At 72.9% G+C, this 19,524-nt stretch carries 14 protein-coding genes and 1 pseudogene; 8 read left to right on the top strand and 7 right to left on the bottom strand.

The window, feature by feature from the left end; translation table 11 throughout:
* Position 1 precedes the first annotated feature (1 nt).
* Positions 2–430 (top strand): A10/OS-D family protein, encoded by a 429-nt coding sequence (locus tag BI06_RS46905; RefSeq protein WP_082558797.1) that lies wholly within the window; start codon positions 2–4, stop codon positions 428–430.
* Positions 431–1,928: 1,498 nt separating this feature from the next.
* On the opposite strand, the gene BI06_RS30960 is transcribed toward BI06_RS46905, so the two are convergent.
* Positions 1,929–3,179 (bottom strand): lipase, encoded by a 1,251-nt coding sequence (locus BI06_RS30960; RefSeq protein WP_043473755.1) that lies wholly within the window; start codon positions 3,177–3,179, stop codon positions 1,929–1,931.
* A 263-nt stretch (positions 3,180–3,442) separates the two neighbouring features.
* On the opposite strand from BI06_RS30960, the gene BI06_RS30955 reads away from it, so the two are divergent.
* From BI06_RS30955 to BI06_RS49770, 5 genes are all read left to right on the top strand, one after another.
* Positions 3,443–4,621, top strand: a complete 1,179-nt coding sequence (locus BI06_RS30955; protein ID WP_051742293.1) for a sensor histidine kinase — start codon at positions 3,443–3,445, stop codon at positions 4,619–4,621.
* Positions 4,618–5,289, top strand: a complete 672-nt coding sequence (locus tag BI06_RS30950; protein WP_043473753.1) for a response regulator transcription factor — start codon at positions 4,618–4,620, stop codon at positions 5,287–5,289. Before BI06_RS30955 ends, BI06_RS30950 begins: the two co-directional genes overlap by 4 nt.
* Before the next feature lie 470 nt (positions 5,290–5,759).
* Positions 5,760–6,359 (top strand): hypothetical protein, encoded by a 600-nt coding sequence (locus BI06_RS30945; protein WP_051742291.1) that lies wholly within the window; start codon positions 5,760–5,762, stop codon positions 6,357–6,359.
* A 31-nt stretch (positions 6,360–6,390) separates the two neighbouring features.
* Positions 6,391–7,008 (top strand): hypothetical protein, encoded by a 618-nt coding sequence (locus BI06_RS30940; protein ID WP_051742289.1) that lies wholly within the window; start codon positions 6,391–6,393, stop codon positions 7,006–7,008.
* Positions 7,009–7,522: 514 nt separating this feature from the next.
* Positions 7,523–7,906: a hypothetical protein gene (locus BI06_RS49770; RefSeq protein WP_043473750.1), complete on the top strand. Its 384-nt coding sequence runs from the start codon at positions 7,523–7,525 to the stop codon at positions 7,904–7,906.
* A 200-nt stretch (positions 7,907–8,106) separates the two neighbouring features.
* On the opposite strand, the gene BI06_RS30930 is transcribed toward BI06_RS49770, so the two are convergent.
* A complete protein-coding gene (locus BI06_RS30930; RefSeq protein ID WP_043473748.1) occupies positions 8,107–8,577 on the bottom strand; it encodes a hypothetical protein in 471 nt (156 codons plus the stop codon).
* Between the two features lie 362 nt (positions 8,578–8,939).
* On the opposite strand from BI06_RS30930, the gene BI06_RS30925 reads away from it, so the two are divergent.
* The gene (locus BI06_RS30925) at positions 8,940–12,821 is read left to right on the top strand and encodes a WD40 repeat domain-containing protein (protein WP_043473745.1); all 3,882 of its coding nucleotides are present in this window, start codon (positions 8,940–8,942) and stop codon (positions 12,819–12,821) included.
* 340 nt (positions 12,822–13,161) lie between these two features.
* A pseudogene (locus BI06_RS30920) lies at positions 13,162–13,689 on the top strand (hypothetical protein).
* On the opposite strand, the gene BI06_RS30915 reads toward BI06_RS30920, so the two are convergent.
* The 5 genes from BI06_RS30915 to BI06_RS51390 all read right to left on the bottom strand — a co-directional run.
* Positions 13,646–14,437 carry an IS5 family transposase gene (locus BI06_RS30915; protein ID WP_082558795.1) on the bottom strand — a complete coding sequence of 264 codons (792 nt, stop codon included), beginning with the start codon at positions 14,435–14,437 and terminating at the stop codon, positions 13,646–13,648. The pseudogene BI06_RS30920 and the gene BI06_RS30915 sit on opposite strands and share 44 nt — an antisense overlap.
* Positions 14,438–14,824: 387 nt before the next feature.
* Entirely contained in the window at positions 14,825–15,091 is a 267-nt protein-coding gene (locus BI06_RS30910; protein WP_233290357.1) for a hypothetical protein, read from the bottom strand.
* Between the two features lie 103 nt (positions 15,092–15,194).
* Positions 15,195–16,328 (bottom strand): tetratricopeptide repeat protein, encoded by a 1,134-nt coding sequence (locus BI06_RS52575; RefSeq protein ID WP_051742285.1) that lies wholly within the window; start codon positions 16,326–16,328, stop codon positions 15,195–15,197.
* Between the two features lie 59 nt (positions 16,329–16,387).
* On the bottom strand, positions 16,388–18,682 hold the full coding sequence (locus tag BI06_RS30900) for a CHAT domain-containing protein (RefSeq protein WP_051742283.1): 2,295 nt from the start codon (positions 18,680–18,682) through the stop codon (positions 16,388–16,390).
* A 152-nt stretch (positions 18,683–18,834) separates the two neighbouring features.
* The coding region (locus BI06_RS51390) for a tetratricopeptide repeat protein (protein WP_158516482.1) at positions 18,835–19,524 on the bottom strand (690 nt) is incomplete at its 5' end.

The following is a 19,524-nucleotide window of genomic DNA, read 5'->3' as shown; positions in this document are numbered from 1 at the left end:
CATGCAGCCGCGCAATGCCCTGCTCGTGCTCGTCACCGCCGGCCTGCTTACCGCAGGCCCTGTCTCAACGGCCATCGCAGAGCCGGAGCACGAAAAGTACCTGACCCGGTTCGACAACATCGACGTCGACCGCATCCTCAAGTCCGACCGGCTCTTCACAAACTATTTCAACTGCCTCATGGATCGTGGCAAGTGCACACCTGACGGCAAAGAACTCAAATCCCTCCTGCCGGATGCTCTCAGGGTGAACTGTGCGCACTGCACTAATCGTCAAAAAAAAGGCACGGACAGAATCTTGCGATTCATAGTCAAAAATCGTCCGACCGAATGGAAACAGCTCGAGGAAAAATACGACCCAGATGACATCTACGTCGCTCGGTACAACTCGCACGCCGCCGCCTCGGACGGTCAGCCCCCGCGACGCGCCTGAACATCTAACGCGTCGGGCAGCCCGGGTCTCGATCGACGCGCGCGGGCCGGGGCTGTACAGAGCCGAATCCAGCCAATCGGATGCGGCGGGGCCAGTGGTGCCGGTCGTCGCGCGGGTAAGCCGTGGCCCAGCAGCGTGCCACGAGCGTGACCAGGGTGGTGTGCCCCTGGCGGGCGGTGGCCGCTGATGGACACCGCGAACGCGGGCCGCCGCCGCAGGCCGGCGGTCCCACCCGTCGGAACTGCGCAGGACTTTGCCGGATCCGCGGATCGGTCCGCGCGTGTGAGGAGGCGCCCGGTGATTCGCCCGGCCGGTGAGGGCACTTCTACGACCGGCTCGATTGGACGGCAGGTCGGTTCCCGAGAGACCGCAGAGCTCCGATTCCTGATGGACGATCCTTCCGCGGCGGGGCCCGCGATCCAGCAGGTACTGCCGGTACGGGTGTCCGAGGCCGAGGAGGTGCGAATGCTGCAGACAGCGTCCGAGATCCGGGGAGGATGGGGGCGGCCGCGGAGCCCGAAGCACAGGAGACGGAGACACCCGACCGGGACGAAGCCGAGCCGGGCAAGTAGCAGTCCGGGACCGACCCAGAGGTTCGCTTTCCCGCCCTCGGGCCCCGGGAGATGGCCACGGTGCGCGCCAACGTGGCGCGATCCTTCTCGGAGCCGAACGTCGAAATGACATGCGGGCTCGAACCCGGTGACCGGGCGTCTGCCGCGGCGCCTCGGCGGGCGGGGATCGGGGGACCCCTCCTTGGCCTGGCGTCACGTACGCTGTCGGCCGATATTCGGGAGGAGTGGCTGGAGGAGCACCACGGCTACGTGTTGGAGACCGAGGGGTGGTGGTGGCGCCGTCTCGGGATGGTCCTCAGTGAACTTCGCGGGATACCGGCGATAGTCCACACAGTGCGGCGAGGACGCAGGGGGAGCGTGTGAGGGCCGACCCGGACCGTCGGCCGCCCGGCCCGTCCGACGTGACATCCAAGGCGCTCGTGCGCAGGTGGTCCGAGCTGACGTCCCCCGGCGGCGCCATCCTGATCGTCGTTGTTGTGTCCGTGCTCGTTCGGCTCATCACCGTGGTACTTCCCAGCCACCTCGTCATCGGCTGGAAACAGACGGGAAACGCTGTTCCGGCTCGCCGCCACCGCGCTGTGTCGGGCCCGCGGTTGTGCCGCGCGGTGGTGCCGGTGCGCGATGCTGGACTGCTCTGCTCGTGGACCGGGCCTGGTTGGTGTTGGTCGGTGGGCTGCCAGGATGCCCGGGTGGTAGTAGGGGCCGGCGTCGTGGCTTCCGCCGTGACGTCGCCGGATGCGCCTGCGAGGCCGCGCTCCGGGCCCGTCAGACCACCGGCGCCATCCACCGCAGGCCCGCGGAGGGCACAGGGGTCCGTCCGTTCTCCGGTCGTGCCGGCGCCGCGTCCGGGCCCGCCCCGCGTCCGCCCCGCTCCGGGCCGCACGGTCGTGCCGCCCGGCGCCACGAGGGGTGTTGGGCGGGCGGGTTCAGCGCAGTACCTCCAGTTCCGGCCAGTCGTCGCCGGGCCGGTCGAGGAAGCCGGTGGGCCGCCCCGTCAGGTACCGCGTGAAGAAGGCGGTGACGGCGGTGCGCTGGGCGGCCAGGGAGCGCCGGGGGTCGACGGTGCCGATGAGTCCGGCCGCGTCGGGGACCGGGAGACGGCGGACGAGCTGGGGCAGGAGGACCTGGAGGTCGGTGTACGAGCCGTGGGCGGCGTTCCGCAGCCGCAGAGCGTGCCGGGGGCCGGTGGACGCCGCCCAGCAGGAGGCCCAGCTCGGTTCGGTGTTCAGGGTCTTCGTGCCGGAGGCCATCAGCAGGAACGGCTTGGCGAGGCCGCTGTCGGCGACGGGTCCGAGGAGGGCGCCGTCGAGGTCGGCCGCGGCGCGGACGCGGGGCTCGTCGTGGGCGAGCTGGGCGGCGACGGAGCCGCCGAGGGACTGCCCGAGCACGCCGGTCCTGGCCGGGTCGGCGGCTTCGGCCAGCCCGACCGGGAGCGGGTCGGTGCCGGTGTCGGGGCGGTGGCCGCGGGCGAGCCGGTCGAGTGCGCCGAGGACGAAGCGGGCGTCGGCGAGGCGGGCCCGGGAGTGTCCGGCGAGGAGGGTGGCGATGACCTCCGGGGTGAGGTCGTCGGGGAGCGGGAGGGCGCGTTCGACCCGGCCGCCGGGGAACTCGACCTGTTCGGCCTCGTACGTGGAGTCGATGGCGACGACGAGGTGGCCGCGGCTCGCCAGGTCCTCGACCAGGGTGGTGCCCAGGGCGCGCGAGCCGCCGTCGCCGGAGGAGAACAGCACCACGGGCAGCCGGCCGGCACGGCGGGCGACGGGCGCGCCGGTGCGGGCGTGGGTCCTGATCCCCCGCCAGTCGGCGGCGCCGGCGGGGACACCGAGGGCCGGTGCGGAGTGCGTGTCCCAGTCGGCCGCCGCGGCCGGGGGCAGCCAGGGGGCCGTCGGGTGGCCGGCGCCGGGTTCCGCCGGGTACCAGAGGCCGGCCATGAGCTCCCGGTAGGGCTTGGCCGGCAGGAGGGGGTCGGGGCGGCTGTCGTCGACCAGGTGCAGCGCGACGGTGCCGACGGGCCAGGGCCCGGTGGGCGCCGGCAGCCGCAGCGGGACGGGGGTGCCGGGGGCGTGCGCGGGGCCGGCACCCCCGGCCGGGCGGCGTCGGGGGACGGGGGCGGCGGCCACGGTGGCGAGCACGGAGGCACCGAGCGTGCCGAGCAGGGCGCGACGGGTCGGGGGCATGGGCGGGCTCCTCGGGCGGGTACGGCTGCGGGTTCGCCACCAGGGTTTCGCCGCCGGGGGGTGCGGGGCGCCCTGCCGGGGGACGATCCCGCCGGTGGTCGCCGGTCGCCCCGGGGCGCGTCCGCTCCTCCGCGCGGAGGAGGCCCCGGTGTCCCGGGGTCTCCCCGGTCTCCGCCGGTGGGTGGACGCCTTCGCGGGCGCGGGGGCCCTAGCGTGGGGCTCCGGCGACCACGCCGGACGACGCGGACGCGAGGACGGACACGATGACCGAGGCCGGCGCGGTACGGACGGGCCCGCCGGGCGTCCTCGCCCGGCTGCCGGGGCGGTTGCCGCCCCTGGTGGCGGACGCCGCGCTCGCGGCGGCCCTGTTCCTGCTGACGCTCGGGCCGGGGCGGGTGGCGGACGGTACGGGCTTCGCGCTGCAGACCGCTCTGGTGCTCCCGTTGGTGTGGCGGCGGCGGGTACCCCGGTCCGCGTTCGGCGTGATCGCCGCCGCGGCGCTCGCGCAGTGGCTGCTGGGTGTTCAGCTGCCGGCCGACGCGGCGTTGCTGGTCGCCCTCGGGACGGTGACCGCGCGGGCGCCGTACCGGTCGGCGTGGGCGGCGGGTCTGGTGGCGGTGGCCGGTGCGGTGCTCGCGGCGGCGCGCTGGGCGCCCGAGGGACGGTTCCTCGCCTCGGCCGCCGCGATGACGGCGGCGGTCGCCGCGAGCGCGCTGCTCGGGGCGAACACCCGGATCCGGCGGGCCGCGCGGGCGGAGCGGCTGGCGCGCCTGGAACGGGACCGCGACGAGCGGGAGCGTCGGGCGGTGGAGGAGGAACGCGCCCGGATCGCGAGGGAGTTGCACGACAGCGTGACGCACGGCCTGTCGGTGGTGGTGGCGCTGGCGGACGCGCTCGGGCACGCGCGGCCTGCCGACGCCTCCGCCGTGACGGCCCGGATCGCGGAGACCGGGCGGCAGGCGCTGACCGACATGCGGCGGGCGCTGGGCCTGCTCCAGGACGCCGGTACCGACGCCGGGCCCGGGGACGACCGCCGGTCGCCGCCGGGGATCGGCCAGCTCGCGGCGCTGTGCGAGCGGATGGAGGCGGCAGGCCTCGTGACCCGGCTGCGGGTGGACGGCGAGGCCGCCGGGGTGTCGGCCGCAGCGCAGCTGACAGTGCACCGGCTCGTCCAGGAATCGCTGACCAACGTCCTGCGCCACGCGCCGAAGGGGACGCGCGCCGAGGTGCGGGTGTCCTGCGCGCAGGGGGCGGTCACCGTCGAGGTGACCGACGACGGGCGGGCCGGAGGGACCGGGCGGAGGGGATCCGCCGGGTCCGGGCTGGGTCTCACGGGGATGCGGGAACGCGCCGCGGCCTTCGGCGGGGTACTGGAGGCGGGCCCGCAGCCGGGCGACGGCTGGCGGGTCTTCGTACGACTGGATCCAGGCGGCGTGTCGTGAGCGTCCGGGTGCTGCTGGTGGACGACGAGGAACTGCTGCGGCTGGCGTTCGCCATGATCCTGCGCGCCGAGCCGGACATGGAGCCGGTCGGGGAGGCGGCCGACGGGGCGGCGGCGGTGGAGCTGGCACGGCGGCTGCGGCCGGACGTGGTGCTGATGGACGTGCGGATGCCGGGCACCGACGGCATCGAGGCGACCCGGCTGCTCCTGCGCGAGGTGCCCGGGACGCGGGTGCTGGTGCTCACGACCTTCGACCTGGACGCGTACGCCTTCGAGGCGCTGCGTGCCGGGGCCTCGGGCTTCCTGCTGAAGAACAGCCGGCCGGAGGAACTACTGGGGGCGATCCGCGACGTGGCCCGGGGGGATGCTGTGGTCTCCCCCCGGGTGACCCGCCGGCTGCTGGACCGCTTCGCCCACCGGCTCCCCGCCGCCGGGGACGACGGCGCCGGGGGCGACGCGCAGCGGCTGCGCGTGCTGACCGCGCGCGAGCGGGAGGTCCTGCTGGGGGCCGCCCGCGGCCTGACCAACACGGAGCTCGCCGCCGCCCTCGGTCTCGCGGAGCCCACGGTGAAGAAGCATCTCGGCCGGGTCATGGCCAAGCTGGGTCTGCGGGACCGGGTGCAGGCGGTGATCTTCGCGTACGAGTGCGGGCTGGTCGGGCCGGGGTAGGCACGGGCGGCCGTCGACCGGCAGCTCCGGGGCGGGGAGGAGGTCGAGCGGGCCGCAGGCCTCGCCGCGCTCCCGGGCGTCGGCGAGGGCCGACGTCGAGCGGGTGCTCGCGCCCGTGCCTCGCAGCGAGCTGCTCGCCGCCCAGCGCCCGGGCGGTCGGACGGCGGGCCTCGGGGAAGGTCGCCGCCCGGGGGAGTCGGCGGCCTGCGAGTACGTGTGCAAGGGCGGGTGCTCGGGTGTCCGGAGCGGCTCTGCGCGGGGGCGGCGGCACGCGGCGATCCGCTTCCTCGGCATGAACTCTGCTGACCTGCAGGTCGCATGAGCGTCCATCAGGATGCCAGGACGGGTTCCCCGAACGCGGGCGGTCAACGCTTGCCGGGGGCTGGCTGTTTGAAATCGCCTGAGCGGGAACCCGAAGGACGGGACCGACCAGCCACTCCGGGCCGTGGTCAGACCGAAGGAGGAGCGGTATGAGCATCTGGATCGTTCTGGCAGTGGCCGTGCTGGCAACCGCGGCGGCCCTCGCCGTGCTGCTGCCACGGTGGAACACCCGCCGGCTGCAACAGCGTTTCGGTCCGGAGTACGACCGGACGGTGCGGGCGCACGGCGGCCGCACCGGGGAGGCCGAGCACGAGCTGGCCGGCCGGCTGCGACAGGCCAGGCAACTGGCGCTCACCCGGCTGCCGCAGCGCCGCGCCGAGGAGATCGGCAACCGGCTCGCTGCCCTCCAGGAGCTGTTCGTCGACGACCCCGCCCGCTCGCTGGACGAGGCCATGACCCTGCTCGACGGCACGCTCGACGAGATCGGCTTCCCTGCCGAGGACCGGCCTGCCGTGCTCTCGGTCGACCACGCCGCCCTCGTGCCCGACTACCGGAGTGCCCGGCAGGTGCTGGAGCGCAGCCGGTCGCAGCGGGTGGGCACCGAGGAACTGCGGACGGCGCTGCTGGCCGTGCGTGACCTGTGCCTCGAGGTGGCCCGCTCCGGCGGCGACGAGCAGAAAAGGACGGCCCGTGCCGGCAACTCCACCGGTGCCGTCCACCACTCCGGCCCGCGCCACGCCACCCGATGACGCCGGCGACCCCACGAAGGAGAGGACGACCATGTCCCAGTACGGTTCCGCAGCCCGGAACAACCCCGACGACGACGCGCCGGCCCCGGACCCCCGCAGCGGTCCGGCGAACCTGGCCAAGTCGGACACCGTCCGCCCGCACGGCGCCCACCCGGACGCCGCCCGCGCTGCCACGCCCCGCCCGGACCCGGCCGGCCCGCAGGCCGCCCGCCCGCCGGCTTCCCCCGAACGAGGCGCTGCCGCAGGACGGTTCGCCGTCCTACCGGGAGGCGACCGGGCCGCAGAACGGCCCTCCGAGCCCGCCCGCCCCCTACCGGGACCCCGGACCGGCGACCCGCAACCGGCATCGGCGACACCCGCGCAGAGCGGATCGGGCGGTTGGCTCGGCGTCGAGCGCACGCAGCGACTGCGGGCCGAATGGCACTCCGTCCAGGCGGGATTCGTCGACGACCCCCGTCAGTCCGTGCAGCAGGCCGACGCCCTGATCGAGAAGTCGGTCGGCCTGCTGGCCGAGGCCGTCACCGAGCGGCGCCACCGGCTGCGCGGCGCCGAAGCGGCACCGGACGGCACACCGGCCGCCAGCACGGAGGACCTGCGCCTCACCCTGCGCGAGTACCGGTCACTGCTGGACCGCCTCCTCGACACCTGAACCACCAGCACATCCGGAGCGGAGGGGACGCCCGGACGTCCCCTCCGCCCCGGCACCCGGGGTGCGCTACGCTCGCCCCGACCTCACCGGCAGGGTCGAGTATCCGGAGGTACCGGGCCAGGGCGCTGGTGACAGCGGCGGTGATCTTGTGATCTGTCCAGCGGCCTCGAACAGGCGGACCTGGTGATCACTCGCCCGGGTGTTCCCGGGCCGGTGGAACGGCCTTCGCGTGAATCTGAACTCGACCAATAGATACAGGACTTGTCGCGAAAGCCGTAGTGATGAATGTGGTGGAACAGGGCGGCTGCGCGCGCTGGGACTTCGACCGACTTGTCATCAACTCCTGCAGGGACATCGGACTGCGGCGCTCGACCGGACCACCGACGCGAGAACTGCGTGCCGCCCGACCGCCTCCGGGAGGAGGACGCTCGCGCAGCGGCCCGCAGCGGCCGGGCCCTTCTGCGCCGGCCCCGGCCGCTCACCCAGAATCCGCCCCGCCGCCCGCCCGGCCGGGATGACCCGGGAGGACATCCAGCAAGCCCTGCACCGGGTCCGGGAGGACGAGCGCGCCGCCGACCGGTACGTCGACGGCGGAGACGAGGCCGCCTACGCCACCGCGGCCACCGTCTGCGCCGAGTGGCAGCGCGTGCGCGACCACACTGTCGAGACCGGGGCCCAGCGCTACGACCCCGACCACGACACCGCTCTCCGGCACACGCTGCGCCGTGAGCGTCACCGCCAGGACGTCGCCGAATGCGCCCGCGAGGCCGCCCACCATGCCCAGCAGACCACCGACCTCCGACTGCCGCCCGGTGAGACGGCGGTTGTGTCCGTTCCGGCTCATCGCCGTCTGTGGCCCGGCACTCTGACGTCCTCCGACCCGGACCGGCGGATCTGAGCGCCGTAGGCGGCCCGACTATCCGACGGGGGATACGGATTCCCGGTCCCGTGCCCGGCGCCCGGCGGGAGAGTGCCGTTGGACCTGACACGGAACAGAGGCCCTGACAACCGGCTGGGGAGCGCATGAGGCGAAGTGCCCCGGCGCTCCCCAGCGGTCGTGGTGGTGTCAGCGACCGGATATGGACCGATCTGACGTCATCAGCAGGGCGAGATGGCGGTGAGGTACTGGGTGAACCAGCCGTCGCCGGGCCTTTGGATCGAGACCCTCACCGAGCAGCGTGTCCCCAAGGCATTGATGTACGCCGCCGAATTGGTCACCTGCTCGCCGTAGCTCACGTAGCGGTTGTACTGATCGCGGTAGGTCATGTCGATGGCGAAGCGGCACCACGCGGGACCGCTGACCTTCGTGATACTCGCGTGCATCGTGTTCGGGTGAGAGTGAGCCGTCGTGTAGCGGAAGTACCCGTCCGCGACACACTCGCCGGCTGCGAACTGAATGTCGTAGTTCCCGTTGGTCCAGATCACGCGGTCTCCGGCCGCCGCATGGGCGGTGGAAGCCGGCATGGACAGGGCCAGCCCTCCTGCCGCAGCCAGGGCCATGGCAGTCTTCTTCATCCTCAGCGTCGGTGTGAGCGCGACCATCGCGGTCCGGATCCTGGTGAGTGGCATGTGTCTCTCCTGTCGGTGTTGAGAACTGAGGGACCTGCGCGGAACTCCGAGAACCACGCGCCCTGGGTGTTGCGGTGTTGCACAACAGCGACGGCCGCAGCCCGTACAGGGCTGGTGGCGCCGTCGCAGCGCGCTGGTGTCGAGGTCGGCCCCCCGCTTGCGCCGGCCTCGACACGGCTGAGTTTTCATGGCGGGGCGGTTGTTGCGCAGCCCTCCTCATCACGTGAAACAACAGGCCGGTCCGTCGGCCGGGGTGGGTGCGCCGGAAACCGGGACGGGTCGTCGGGTGGCCGTTGCGGCGGGTTCTGCCGTGTGCGTACGTTGGCGCTGCGGTGTGTCGCCGCGTGGGGGAGGGGGATGGGATGGGGCGTCAGGAGTGTCCGTTAGATCCGGCTGCCGGGCCGGTCGAGCGTTTCGCGTCGGAGCTGCGCAAGCTGCGCGGGGAGGCGGGTGATGTCACCTACCGGGTGATGGCGGGCCGGACCCGCTATTCGGTCGCGACGTTGTCGCGGGCGGCCGGGGGCCAGCAGCTCCCGTCACTGCCGGTGGTCCTGGCCTACGTGGGGGCCTGCGGCGGGGACACCGCGGAGTGGGAGCGGCGTTGGCACGCCGCGGTGCGGGAGGTGGCCGCCGGGGACGGTGACGACGCCGGTGCGCCGTACCGGGGCCTGGCCCGCTTCGAACCCGGCGACCGGGACCGGTTCTTCGGCCGGGACCGGCTCGTCACCGACCTGCTGGCCCTGGTGGACTCCCGTCGGCTGGTCGCCGTCGTGGGCGCCTCGGGCAGCGGCAAGTCCTCCCTGCTGCGCGCCGGATTGATTCCGGCGCTCCGGGACCGCGGCACGTCGGGCGAGGGCCCGGCCGCCATTCGGATCCTCACTCCGGGCCCGCGGCCCGCTTCCGACCACGCCGCGATGAGGGAGCCCGCGGACGGCAAGGGTGACACGGTGCTGGTGGTGGACCAGTTCGAGGAGGCGTTCACGCTGTGCGCCGACCCGGCCGAACGCGACGGCTTCATCGGCCTGCTGCTGGCGGCATGCGCGCCGGACAGCCGGCTGCGGGTGGTCCTGGCGGTGCGGGCGGACTTCTTCGGCCGCTGCGCGAACCATCACGGCCTGGCCGTGGCCCTGCGGGAGGCCACGCTGCTGGTCGGGCCGATGGGCCCGGCCGAGCTGCGGGAGGCGATCGTCAAACCGGCCGCCGGCGCGGGCCTGATCGTCGAACGAGCCCTCACCACCCGGATCGTCGAGGAGGTCGACGGCGAGCCGGGCGGGCTCCCGCTGCTGTCGCACGCCCTGCTGGAGACCTGGCGCCGCCGCAAGGGCCGGGTCCTGACGGAAGCCGCCTACGAGGCCGCCGGCGGTGTGCGCGGCGCCATCGCCCGGAGCGCGGAACGGGCCTACGACCGCCTGACGCCGGAGCAGGCCGTCGTCGCCCGGCGCATCCTGCTGCGACTGGTCACCCCGGGCCAGGGCGTGCAGGACACGAGCCGTCCCGCCGACCGCACCGAATTGGAGTTCCTCGGCGCCGGGTACGCGGACACCGGCACCGCCGCGGTGCTGGAAGTCCTGGCCCGCGCCCGGCTGATCACCCTGGACGGCGACACCGTCCACCTCGCCCACGAAGCACTGATCAGCTCCTGGCCGCGCCTGAACACGTGGATCGACGACGCTCGCGACAGGCTGCGCCGGCACCGGCACCTCACCGAAGCGGCCGTGGCGTGGGAGGAACTGGACCACGACCCCGGAGCGCTCTACCGGGGCACCCGCCTGGCAGCTGCCGAAGCTGCCTTCGCGACCGCCGGGCACCGCGGCGACCTCACCCCGCTGGAGTCCCGCTTCCTCACCGCCGCCCTCACCGCCCGCGACCAGGAGAACCGGAAGACCGCGCGCTCCGCCCGGCGGCAGCGCACCCTGCTCGCCACGCTGACCGCCCTGGTCGTACTCGTCCTGCTGGCCGGGGTGATCGCGTGGCAGCAGAACCGGACCGACGAGCGCCGCCGCACCGAGGCCGCCGCCCGCCGGTCCGCCGCTGTGGCGGACAGCATCCGCACCTCAGACCCCCTCACAGCCATGCGGCTGAGCCTCGCCGCATGGAAGACCGCCGACCTCCCCGAGACACGATCCGCCCTGCTCGGCGCCACCGTCCAACCCGACCAGGACGTCTTCACCGACCCGCCCTCCGACAAGGCTGCCCCGAAGACGCACTTCCTCAGCGGCGACGGCCGCACCCTGCTCAGCGTCGGCTGGGACCAGGTGGTGAAGTGGGACGTCAGCACACATCGGCAGGTGGCTTCGTTCCCCGGCATGGCGAAAAAGGCATCTTTGGTGACCGACATGAGTGCTGACGCCCAGGCACTCACGGTCTACAGCCCGGATCAGGTGGATGTATGGGACCTCTGGGACCTGCCTACGGAGTTAGGCAGCGAAGTCCCGGCAACACGCAGCGTTTCCGGATCATCCCTCCTCGGTCCCACCGCGGCTCGGTTCGGTCCGAGTGGGCGGACCCTGCTCCTTTACACCACCGTCGGCTCGGACGACGTGATCCAGGTCCGGGATCTCCGTGACGGACACCTGCTGCTCGAACGGCGCACCAGGGGCGGTGAGCGCAGGGCCGCCACCCGCGACGAACTGCGCGGCGTGCCGGAATCCAGGCAGCAGCGGATGCGGGAGGAGAACCGCATGCAGCACTACCCGTACCCCGATGCGTCCCTCAGCCCGGACGACAGCCTGGTGGCACTGTGCCTTCCGGGCGAGCCGGTCCAGGTGTGGAACGTGCCCGAACAGCGCCAGGTCCCCACCCCCTGGGCCCCGGACGTCACCGCGCAGCAGTGCCTCAACCGGGCCGTCGGATTCGCGCAGGACGGCCGCCGGCTGGCGGTCGTCGACAGCGACGGAGTCCGGATCTGGGACATCGCCTCGGGAACGGAGCTCCCGCGGATCGAGCACGCCGACATCAGGGAGACGGCGTTCAGCGCGGACGGAACGCTCATGGTGGCCTCCGACGGCAAGGAAGTATCACTGTGGCGCCTCGACACACCATCGGCCCCGCTCCTGCGGCATCCGCTCGCCAACACCGACGCCAGCCAGTTCAGGCTGGATCCGGCCGCACGCCGGATCCGCTACCTGGAGGGCCCGACCGGCGCCGCGGTCCGCACCATCGACCTCACCAACGTCCTCGCCCCGCCCTGGACCAGCCGCCCGATCGCGGTTGCCGCGTTCAGCCCCGACGGCAGCACGCTCGCCACGCTGTCCCCGCCCGAAGGTGACGGCATGTACCGCTTCCAGCTGCGGGACGTCCGCAGGGCCGGACACGTCGTCGACCTTCCCGGCGTCTTCTGCACCTCGCCGCGTCAGGCCCCTTTGCCCTGTACGGTCCTCGCGGCGTTCCGCCCCGACGGGGGAGCATTCGCCTACAGCGTCTCCAACCCCTTCCAGGATCCAGCCCCGGTGTCCATCTGGGACCTTTCCGTCGGCTCCGTGACCGCGACCCTGAACCTGGACCGGGGCGCCACCGGTGAGCCGTCCCCGGGGGCGCCTGTCAATGCGATCGTCTTCGCACCGGATGGACGATCGCTCCTGGTGTCGCGGATGCCGTCGAACGAGGCAGTGGAGGTCTGGGACGTGTCCCAGCGCGCTAGGACACGAGTGATCTCCGGTGTCGGCGGAGAACAACTCGCCGTCCGACCGGACGGACAGCTCCTCGCCACCTCGCACAACCAAGTCGCCGAACTGCCGTCAGACCCGGTGAAACCTCGTACGCTCACCCAGAACACGACCCACACTGTGGCGTTCAGCCCGGACGGCGCATACCTGGCCACCGGCGACGCAGCCGGCCGCGTCACCCTCTGGGACGGCACCGCCGAGCGGAACCTGGGTGTACTGCCCGGCACCTTCCGCCCCAACACCGTAGTGGGGTTCGACTCCATCTCCGCACTGGCCTTCTCCCACGACGGCCGCACCCTGGCCGCCGCGAGCACCGACGGCACACTGTGGCTGTGGGACCTCGAATCCCGTCAACCGCTCGGCCCGGCCATCCCGGCGCAGGGAGGCGCGACCCTCTCCCTGGCCTTCAGCCCCGACGACCGCACCCTGCGCGCAGCAACCGAGCACGCTCCCGGCCGTGAGGTGGTGGTGGCTCCGGACCGGGCGGCGGCCGAGATCTGCGAACGAGCCGGAGACGGACTACCGCCGGCCGACTGGGACACGTACCTCCCCGAGGTGCCCTACCGGGAGGTTTGTTGACCCCGATGGTGCGATTCCCTGCGGTTCCCCGCCCGCGCCCGACACACGATCGGCCACCCCGCACCAGGCCGGGGCCCGATCACCGACCAGGGCTTGCGGTCACAGCGGCCGTGCGGCTGACGTTCGACCACCTCCTTGCGGGGTCGGTGCCGACCACGGTCTGCCCGGCACCGACGGCGGAGGGCGGTCAGCCATCTTCAACGCACCCTGCCGCGCTCATGCTCCGTTAGTGGCTGTTGTCTTTCCGGGCTTGAGAGCTGGGTTTCCGCTGGTCGGGCATAGGGTCGGCAGCCCCGTGGCAGTGGTGACGTGTTGTGTCGTCGCTCGGGTGGAGGTCGGGATGCCGTCGGTCGTGGGGCTGCTGGAACAGCGCGAGCTCACCGCTCGCCGCCGCGTGGACGAACTGCGTGAGGAGGCGGACCGCATCCACGCCGAGCTGGACGTGGTCGAGCGGGAGTGGAAGGAGTAGGTTGTCGCCCGCTCGCGCGTCGGCGAGGTGCTGGCCTCGGGCGAGGCCGCCGCCGAGGACCTGTCGGCTCCCGCTGGACAGCGGGTTCGGTCCGAACAGGCTTACGCAGCGAAGTCGAAGTCCGTGGTGCCGGTCTGGCGCGCGGGGTTGTCCTGGTCGGCGCTGTCGGTGGACTACCAGCGCATCCTGCGGGCCCTCGCGGACCGGGACCGGCTCGGTCAAGGCCCGTTGACGTGCCAGGAGATGGCCGCCCGCTTCGGCCTGGACCCGGTGCCCGCAAAGATCGAGGCGTTGCGGTCGAAGGCGAAGCGGCTGACGGCGCGCGGGTGGCTGGCCGAGCCGGCGCCGGGCAGGTTCACGCTCGCGAAGGCCGTGGCCGGGCAAGGCGGCGCGTCATGAGTTGCGTCATCGACCAGGGGACCATCGCCTCCGCGCTGCCGATGGAACGTTCGAAGTCCCGCACGAGGCGGCGGCTTCGCATCAGGTGGGCGAAGAACCGCTCCACGATCCACCTTTTGGGCAGTACGACGAAGCCCCGCATGTCGTCGCTGCGCTTGACAATGGCCAGCACCACGGCGAGAACGGCGAGGCTGTACTCGACGAGACTGCCGGTGTAGCCGCCATCTGCCCAGGCCAGGGTCAGCCGGTGGTGTGCGGCGGCGACCCGGCCGAGCAGCACCCGGGCAGCGGCACGGTCGCCGACGTCTGCGGCCGTGACCATCACCGCGAGCAGCAGTCCGAGCGTGTCGACCACGACGTGCCGCTTGCGGCCGTTGATCAGCTTGCCGCCGTCGAAGCCGCGACTGTCGGCGCCGACGACGGCGTCGGCCTTGACCGACTGGGAGTCGATCACGCCCGCGCTCGGCTCCGGATCCCGCCCGGCCTGTTCACGGACCTGGCGGCGGAGCCGGTCGTGGAACTCTTTGACCAGGCTGTAGTCGCGCCAGCGGCGGAAGAACGCGTAGACGCGGTCCCACGGTGGGAAGTCGATCGGGATGGCTCTCCACTTCGTGCCGTTGTCGACGAGGTAGCGGATCGCGTCGAGTATCGCGCGGTGGCAGTACGCCTCCGGCTGGCCGCCCCGGCTGCGAAGCCAGCCCGGCACCGGCAGCAGCGGCCTGGTCACCGCCCACTCGGCGTCCGACATGTCGGACGGGTATCGGCGCTCGCGGACCGCGTGGTCGCCGGCGTTCCCGAACCTGTGAGCCAGGCAGTTACACGCGAGAGTGGCCGCAGTGGACCCCGCCTCCGCGATGCCGTGGAAATACGACAACAGGGCCTCCTGGAAAGCTCGTTGGTTTAGACACCCACTGAGCTACCAAGAGGCCCTGCCCATGCCGGATGGCCGTCACGGTCACCCGATCGGGCTCATCGCGGTATGCGGCCGGTACACGCCCGGGTACCCGCGCAGTGCGCCCTTTCCCGCGTGCCTCGGCGCTCGACCGTCCGACGAGCCCCCCTCGGCCTGGCGGCGCTGCACGGCCGCGGGAAAGCTGCGGGGCCGGTGGCGGCCCGGGCTGTCGGTTCCTGGAATTCAGCCTGCCGGGGGTTCGTCGGCGACGAGGTCCAGGAGCTGGTCGGGAGTGAGGGTGGCGAGGTCGACGGAGTGGTCTGCGTGGACGAGCCGTGCCGTCGCCTGCTCGGTGGACAGCTGTCGGGCTCGTTCGATGAGTTCGCCGGCGCGGCGCCGTTTGCGGATCCGATCGGTGATGTCTGCGACCGCAAGCACGGCGGAGGGCACGGACAGGAGCAGTGACGTCACCGCCACGGGGTCGACGCCCTTGGTGTCCGAGTCGGTCACCGTTGCGGTCGACGCAGTGGTGTCGGCGGGGTGGCCCCAGTCGGCGGTGACCGCCGCAATACTCTTCCGGGCAGCTTCGGCTTCCGGCCGACAAACTCGATGATCATGATTCCTCGTCTTCGTCGTCTTCGTCGCCGATGGTGTCCATCAGCTCGTCAGCCAGGGACACGATGCTTGCTGCGCCGATCACAGCGGCAGCAGTCCGGCACGCCTGGAGTGCTTGTCGGGCCTGAGCGCGTGCACCTGAGGCCAGCATCTCCTGCCCCAGAGTGATCCCGGCGACCGCGATACCGTCCGGCCTTTGCAGTTCCAAGAAGTGCCGGAACGAGGTGACCAGCCTCGGCACCGCTGCGTGGCGGTCCCCACGCTCCAGGTCGACTTGGGCCAGGCCCAAGTTCGCTCCTGCGATGCCGTCGATGTCGCCGAGCTGCTTACTGACTTCCAGGCGCTTCAGCTGTAGCTCAACGGCTTCGTCGAGCTCTCCGCGCTGCCACAGGATGTCCGCGATCTGCCCCCAGACGACCGTGGTGGAGCGGGCGTCACCGACCCGCTGGTATTCCGGCAGTTCGACCTCGCGGCGGATCCGCAGGGCCTCCTTCACCTCACCGCGCCGCTCCAGGATGTTCGCGATCTTCCCCCAGGTGATGGCGATGGCGCGGGTGTCGCCGATCCGCTGGTACTCGGGCAGTTCGACCTCGCGGCGGATCCGCAGGGCCTTTTCTAGCTCTCCGAGCTGCTGCAGGACATCCGCGATCTGCCCCCAGGAGACTGCGGCGGAGCGGGTGTCGCCGATCCGCTCGAAGGCCGGCAGCTGGACCTCGCGGCGGATCCGCAGGGCCTCCTCCACCGCACCGCGCTGCTGCAGGACATCCGCGATCTTCCCCCAAGTCATCGCGGCGGAGCGGGTGTCTCCGAGATCGGTGAACAGCTGTTGTGCCTGGTGGAGCAGGGTCTCGGCCTGTCCGGTTTCGCCGCGGATGAGCAGGCGGTTGGCGTGGTCGTGGAGCACTGCCGCGTGGTCTGCCGGGTCGGTGTGCCGCTCGTCGGTCTGGATCTGCCGGACGGCGCGGTCCAGCAGGGCGTCGGCGCGCTCGCCGTCGCCCCTGGTGGCAGCCGCTTCGGCGACGGCGCGCAGCAGGTGGAGGGGGACGGGGTGGTGGTGGCGGTCGAGGAGGGCGATGGCGTGGTGGCCGAGGTCGGCGGCGACGGAGGCCGGGCCCCGGCGCAGGGCGGACACGGCTGCGGCGGCGCAGTGGGCGGTGACGGCGGGGTGGTCGGCGTCCAGGGCGAGGCGGGTCAGCTGGAGGTCGAGGTCGTTGCTGCGGGGGGTGCGGGGTGCGGGGCCGCCCCAGTTGGTGTGGAGGGGTTCGACGGCGAGGGCGGCCAGGGTGGTGTGCTCGTCGGGGCTGAGGGGGCGAGGTGTCCGGCGGCGAGGGCGTTGACGGCCACGGCGGTCGTGGGGCGGTGGTAGTTGTCCGGGAAGGCGTCCAGCAGGCCCAGGCCGCGCAGGCGGGTCGCCGATCCGCCGACTGCTTCGGCGAGGGTGTCGACGACGGGTTGCGGGACGGGGAGGGCGAACAGGGTGCAGGCCCGCAGCATGTCCCGGTGGGCGGGCCCGGCCTGATCGAGGAGGGTGTCCAGGGCCAGGTTCTCCAGGAACGCGGACAGGTCGGGATCGCCGGCCGGAGCACCCTGGCGCAGGTAGTTCTCCATCGCCGCGATGGCGGCCTCTGCCCGGGCCGGGTCGACCTGGGCGCCGTAGACCAGGCGCAGCACGATCAGGTCCTGCAGCCCGGGATTGCCGCGGCTGACCTCTGTGGCCCGTCGTGCCAGGTCGGTCCGCCGGGCCGGTTCGGTGTCCAGGACTCGGCTCTCGGTCGTGGCCAGGTCCTGCTGGCGGCGGCGGAGCTTGTGCCGGGCGGCTGGGGAGAGCGGTTGGAGCTGGACCGGTTCCAGGCGCCTCTCCAGCCCGTCGAGGGTGAAGGTGTAGCGGCTGGTGAGGACGAGTCGGCTGTCGGTGGTGGCCGGGTCGAACGCGGAGATGACGTCGGCGAGTACCTCGGCGGCCCCGTCGTGGAGGCGGTGCGGGCCGTGGGGGTCGTGGGTGAGGACCTGTTCGAGGTCGTCGATGACCAGCAGCAGGGGCCGGCGGGTTCCCTGCGCCTGGGCGCAGGGTCCGGTCAGCAGGTCGACCAGGAGTGCTCTGAAGCGGTCGGGGTGTTCGCGGACGTCGGCGCGTCGGTCCCTGAGCAGGTCGCGGGCGTCGGGGATCGGTTCGACGGCTGTGGCGACGGCGTCGAGGACCGCCGTGCGGGTGTAGTCGCCGAAGACGACCGCGACGGCCCGGTCGGGGAGGCGGTCGGCGATCCGGGCAGCCAGGCTCGACTTGCCCAGCCTGCCCTGCCCGTGGAGCAGCACGCCCCCGTGCCGCCGGCCGCGCAGGGCCCGCAGCGCCTGCTGGAGTTCGGGGCGTCGGCCGACGAACATCTCGGCTGCCGCGACCGGTACGTCGTGCTTGCTGCCCAGGAACGTCGTGGTGGCGTGGTGTGCGGGCGCCATCCGGCGCTTGACGGTTCCCGCGACCAGCGGGCCGCCGCCCGCGGGCCCCAGCCACAGCCGTGCCAGGTGCCAGTCGGCACGCACGTGCTCGTCGGGGCACTGCAGCAGCCGGCGGCGGGTGGCGGCCACGGCCGCGGCCACCCCGGCACGGAGGCCGAGCTGGGCGTACAGGTGCTCGGCGAACAGGGTGGCGGCCCGGTCGCTGACCGAGCCGTCCCAGCCGATCACCGCGGGAATCCCGGCGGCCACCAGCTCCGTGGCCAGCGAGTGCGCCACCGCCGCCCCCGCACCGGTGCCCGGGGCTCCGCGGCGTCCGGTGCCCGCGGGCAGGTGCCCGGCGACATCCGCGCCGGTGGCCGTCAGGCAGGCCGACACGAACGCCAGCCGCGGCGGGGGTGTGAGCAGGCCCACCAGCTCCTTCGCGCTGGTCGGGCGCCCCTGCCCCAGGTCGTCCTCCAGCAGCAGGACCGGCGTGGCAGGCGCCTCGGGGCTCTCGCGCCAGTTGTGCAGCCCGTGGCACGACAGGTGGACCACGGGCATGCCGCCCAGTTCCGACAGCCGCATCCCCAGGCGTTCGGGGTTGCCCGAGTCCTCGACCACCAGGTCCAGGCCCGTCTCCCCGACGGCCCCGAGGACCGCCAACTCCTCCGCCTCGTAGTCGAGCTCGTGTTGCCCCCGGGGGGCCGAGGCCATGAACGCGATCCCCAGCCGCCGGTCGTCCAGGGGATCCGCCGGGCCCGGGCGGCCGAGCCGCCGCACCACCGCGAACTGCTCGGGCTCCTCGACGAGGAACCCGCCCCCGTCGGTGGCCAGCAGCTCGAACGGGGCCCGCAACAGGGCCCACTCCGCGGCCGACGGCCGCTTGGACGCCCGGACCTCGAACAGCAGCGGCGCCGAAGCCTCCTCCAGCAGCCGCCCCAACCGGCGGCGGTCCCCGTCCAGCCACCCGTACAACTCCCGCCCCAGCGCGAGCAGCACCTCCCGCCGGGAGCCGCCGCGCACCGCGTCCCGCTGCGCGGGGCACCGGACCATGGGGGAAGGTGGTCGGCATGTCCGTCCCCTGCGGGGAACGCGGCACTACCGCACCGCCGCGCTGCGCAAACCCGGTCCGACTCGCGCGGACACCTTCCGGCGAGTAGGAAGAGCCCGAACAGGAGCCCGACACGGACCCCGTCAATCCCCGCTCATGTTCCCTGCCCCGGCCATTCGCGACCAACGGCCCGCCGGACCAGCCTCTCCAGCAGCCCGTCCGACCCCGGATCTGTCCGGTGGAGGCGGTCGCGGTCCTGGATCCGCCTGGCGCCGCCGATCACCTGCTCCAGCAGGTCGATCGCCTCGCCGGTGCGTCCCGCCTGCCGGTAGGAGGCGGCGAGGCCGGCGCGGACAGTGAGGGTGAGCAGGTGGTCGTCGCCGAGGATTCGCACACTGTCGGCGAGGACACTCTCATCGATGAGGATCGCCTTGCCGACCCGGCCCGCCCGCCGGTAGCAGGATGCGAGGTTCGCACGGGTGGTCAGGGTCTCGGGGTGGACTGCGCCGAGTTGCTGCTGCCGTTCGGCGAGTACCTGCTTCTCGAGCTCGGTGGCTTCGCCGGTGCGCCAAGCCTGCCGGTAGGCGGCGGCGAGGCTACTGCGAGCGAACAGAGTCTGGGAATGGTCGTGCCCCAGGAGCCTCCCGCAGTCGGCAACCACCCCTTCCAACAGGTCGACCGCCTCCCCGACACGTCCCGCCTGTCCGCAGGCGACCGCGAGGTTGGCACGAGCCGTGAGGGTGTGGAGGTGGTCGTGGCCCAGACGGCGCCCGATGTCGGGCACCACCCGTTCCAGCAGACCGATCGCTTCGCCGGTGCGCCCTGCCCGCCGGTAGGAGGCGGC

Source organism: Kitasatospora sp. MBT66 (genome assembly GCF_000710405.2).
Classification (GTDB): domain Bacteria; phylum Actinomycetota; class Actinomycetes; order Streptomycetales; family Streptomycetaceae; genus Kitasatospora; species Kitasatospora purpeofusca.
Note: the sequence above shows the minus strand (reverse complement) of the source record. Positions and strands in the feature narration are given on the sequence as shown.

Bases quoted from the DNA above. Each gene is read 5' to 3' on its own strand.
- BI06_RS46905 (WP_082558797.1), top strand. From the start codon at position 2: ATGCAGCCGCGCAATGCCCTGCTCGTGCTCGTCACCGCCGGCCTGCTT.
- BI06_RS30960 (WP_043473755.1), bottom strand. From the start codon at position 3,179: ATGCCCCCGACCCGTCGCGCCCTGCTCGGCACGCTCGGTGCCTCCGTG.
- BI06_RS30955 (WP_051742293.1), top strand. From the start codon at position 3,443: ATGACCGAGGCCGGCGCGGTACGGACGGGCCCGCCGGGCGTCCTCGCC.
- BI06_RS30945 (WP_051742291.1), top strand. From the start codon at position 5,760: ATGAGCATCTGGATCGTTCTGGCAGTGGCCGTGCTGGCAACCGCGGCG.
- BI06_RS30940 (WP_051742289.1), top strand. From the start codon at position 6,391: ATGTCCCAGTACGGTTCCGCAGCCCGGAACAACCCCGACGACGACGCG.
- BI06_RS49770 (WP_043473750.1), top strand. From the start codon at position 7,523: ATGACCCGGGAGGACATCCAGCAAGCCCTGCACCGGGTCCGGGAGGAC.
- BI06_RS30930 (WP_043473748.1), bottom strand. From the start codon at position 8,577: ATGCCACTCACCAGGATCCGGACCGCGATGGTCGCGCTCACACCGACG.
- BI06_RS30925 (WP_043473745.1), top strand. From the start codon at position 8,940: ATGGGGCGTCAGGAGTGTCCGTTAGATCCGGCTGCCGGGCCGGTCGAG.
- BI06_RS30915 (WP_082558795.1), bottom strand. From the start codon at position 14,437: ATGTCGGACGCCGAGTGGGCGGTGACCAGGCCGCTGCTGCCGGTGCCG.
- BI06_RS30900 (WP_051742283.1), bottom strand. From the start codon at position 18,682: ATGGTCCGGTGCCCCGCGCAGCGGGACGCGGTGCGCGGCGGCTCCCGG.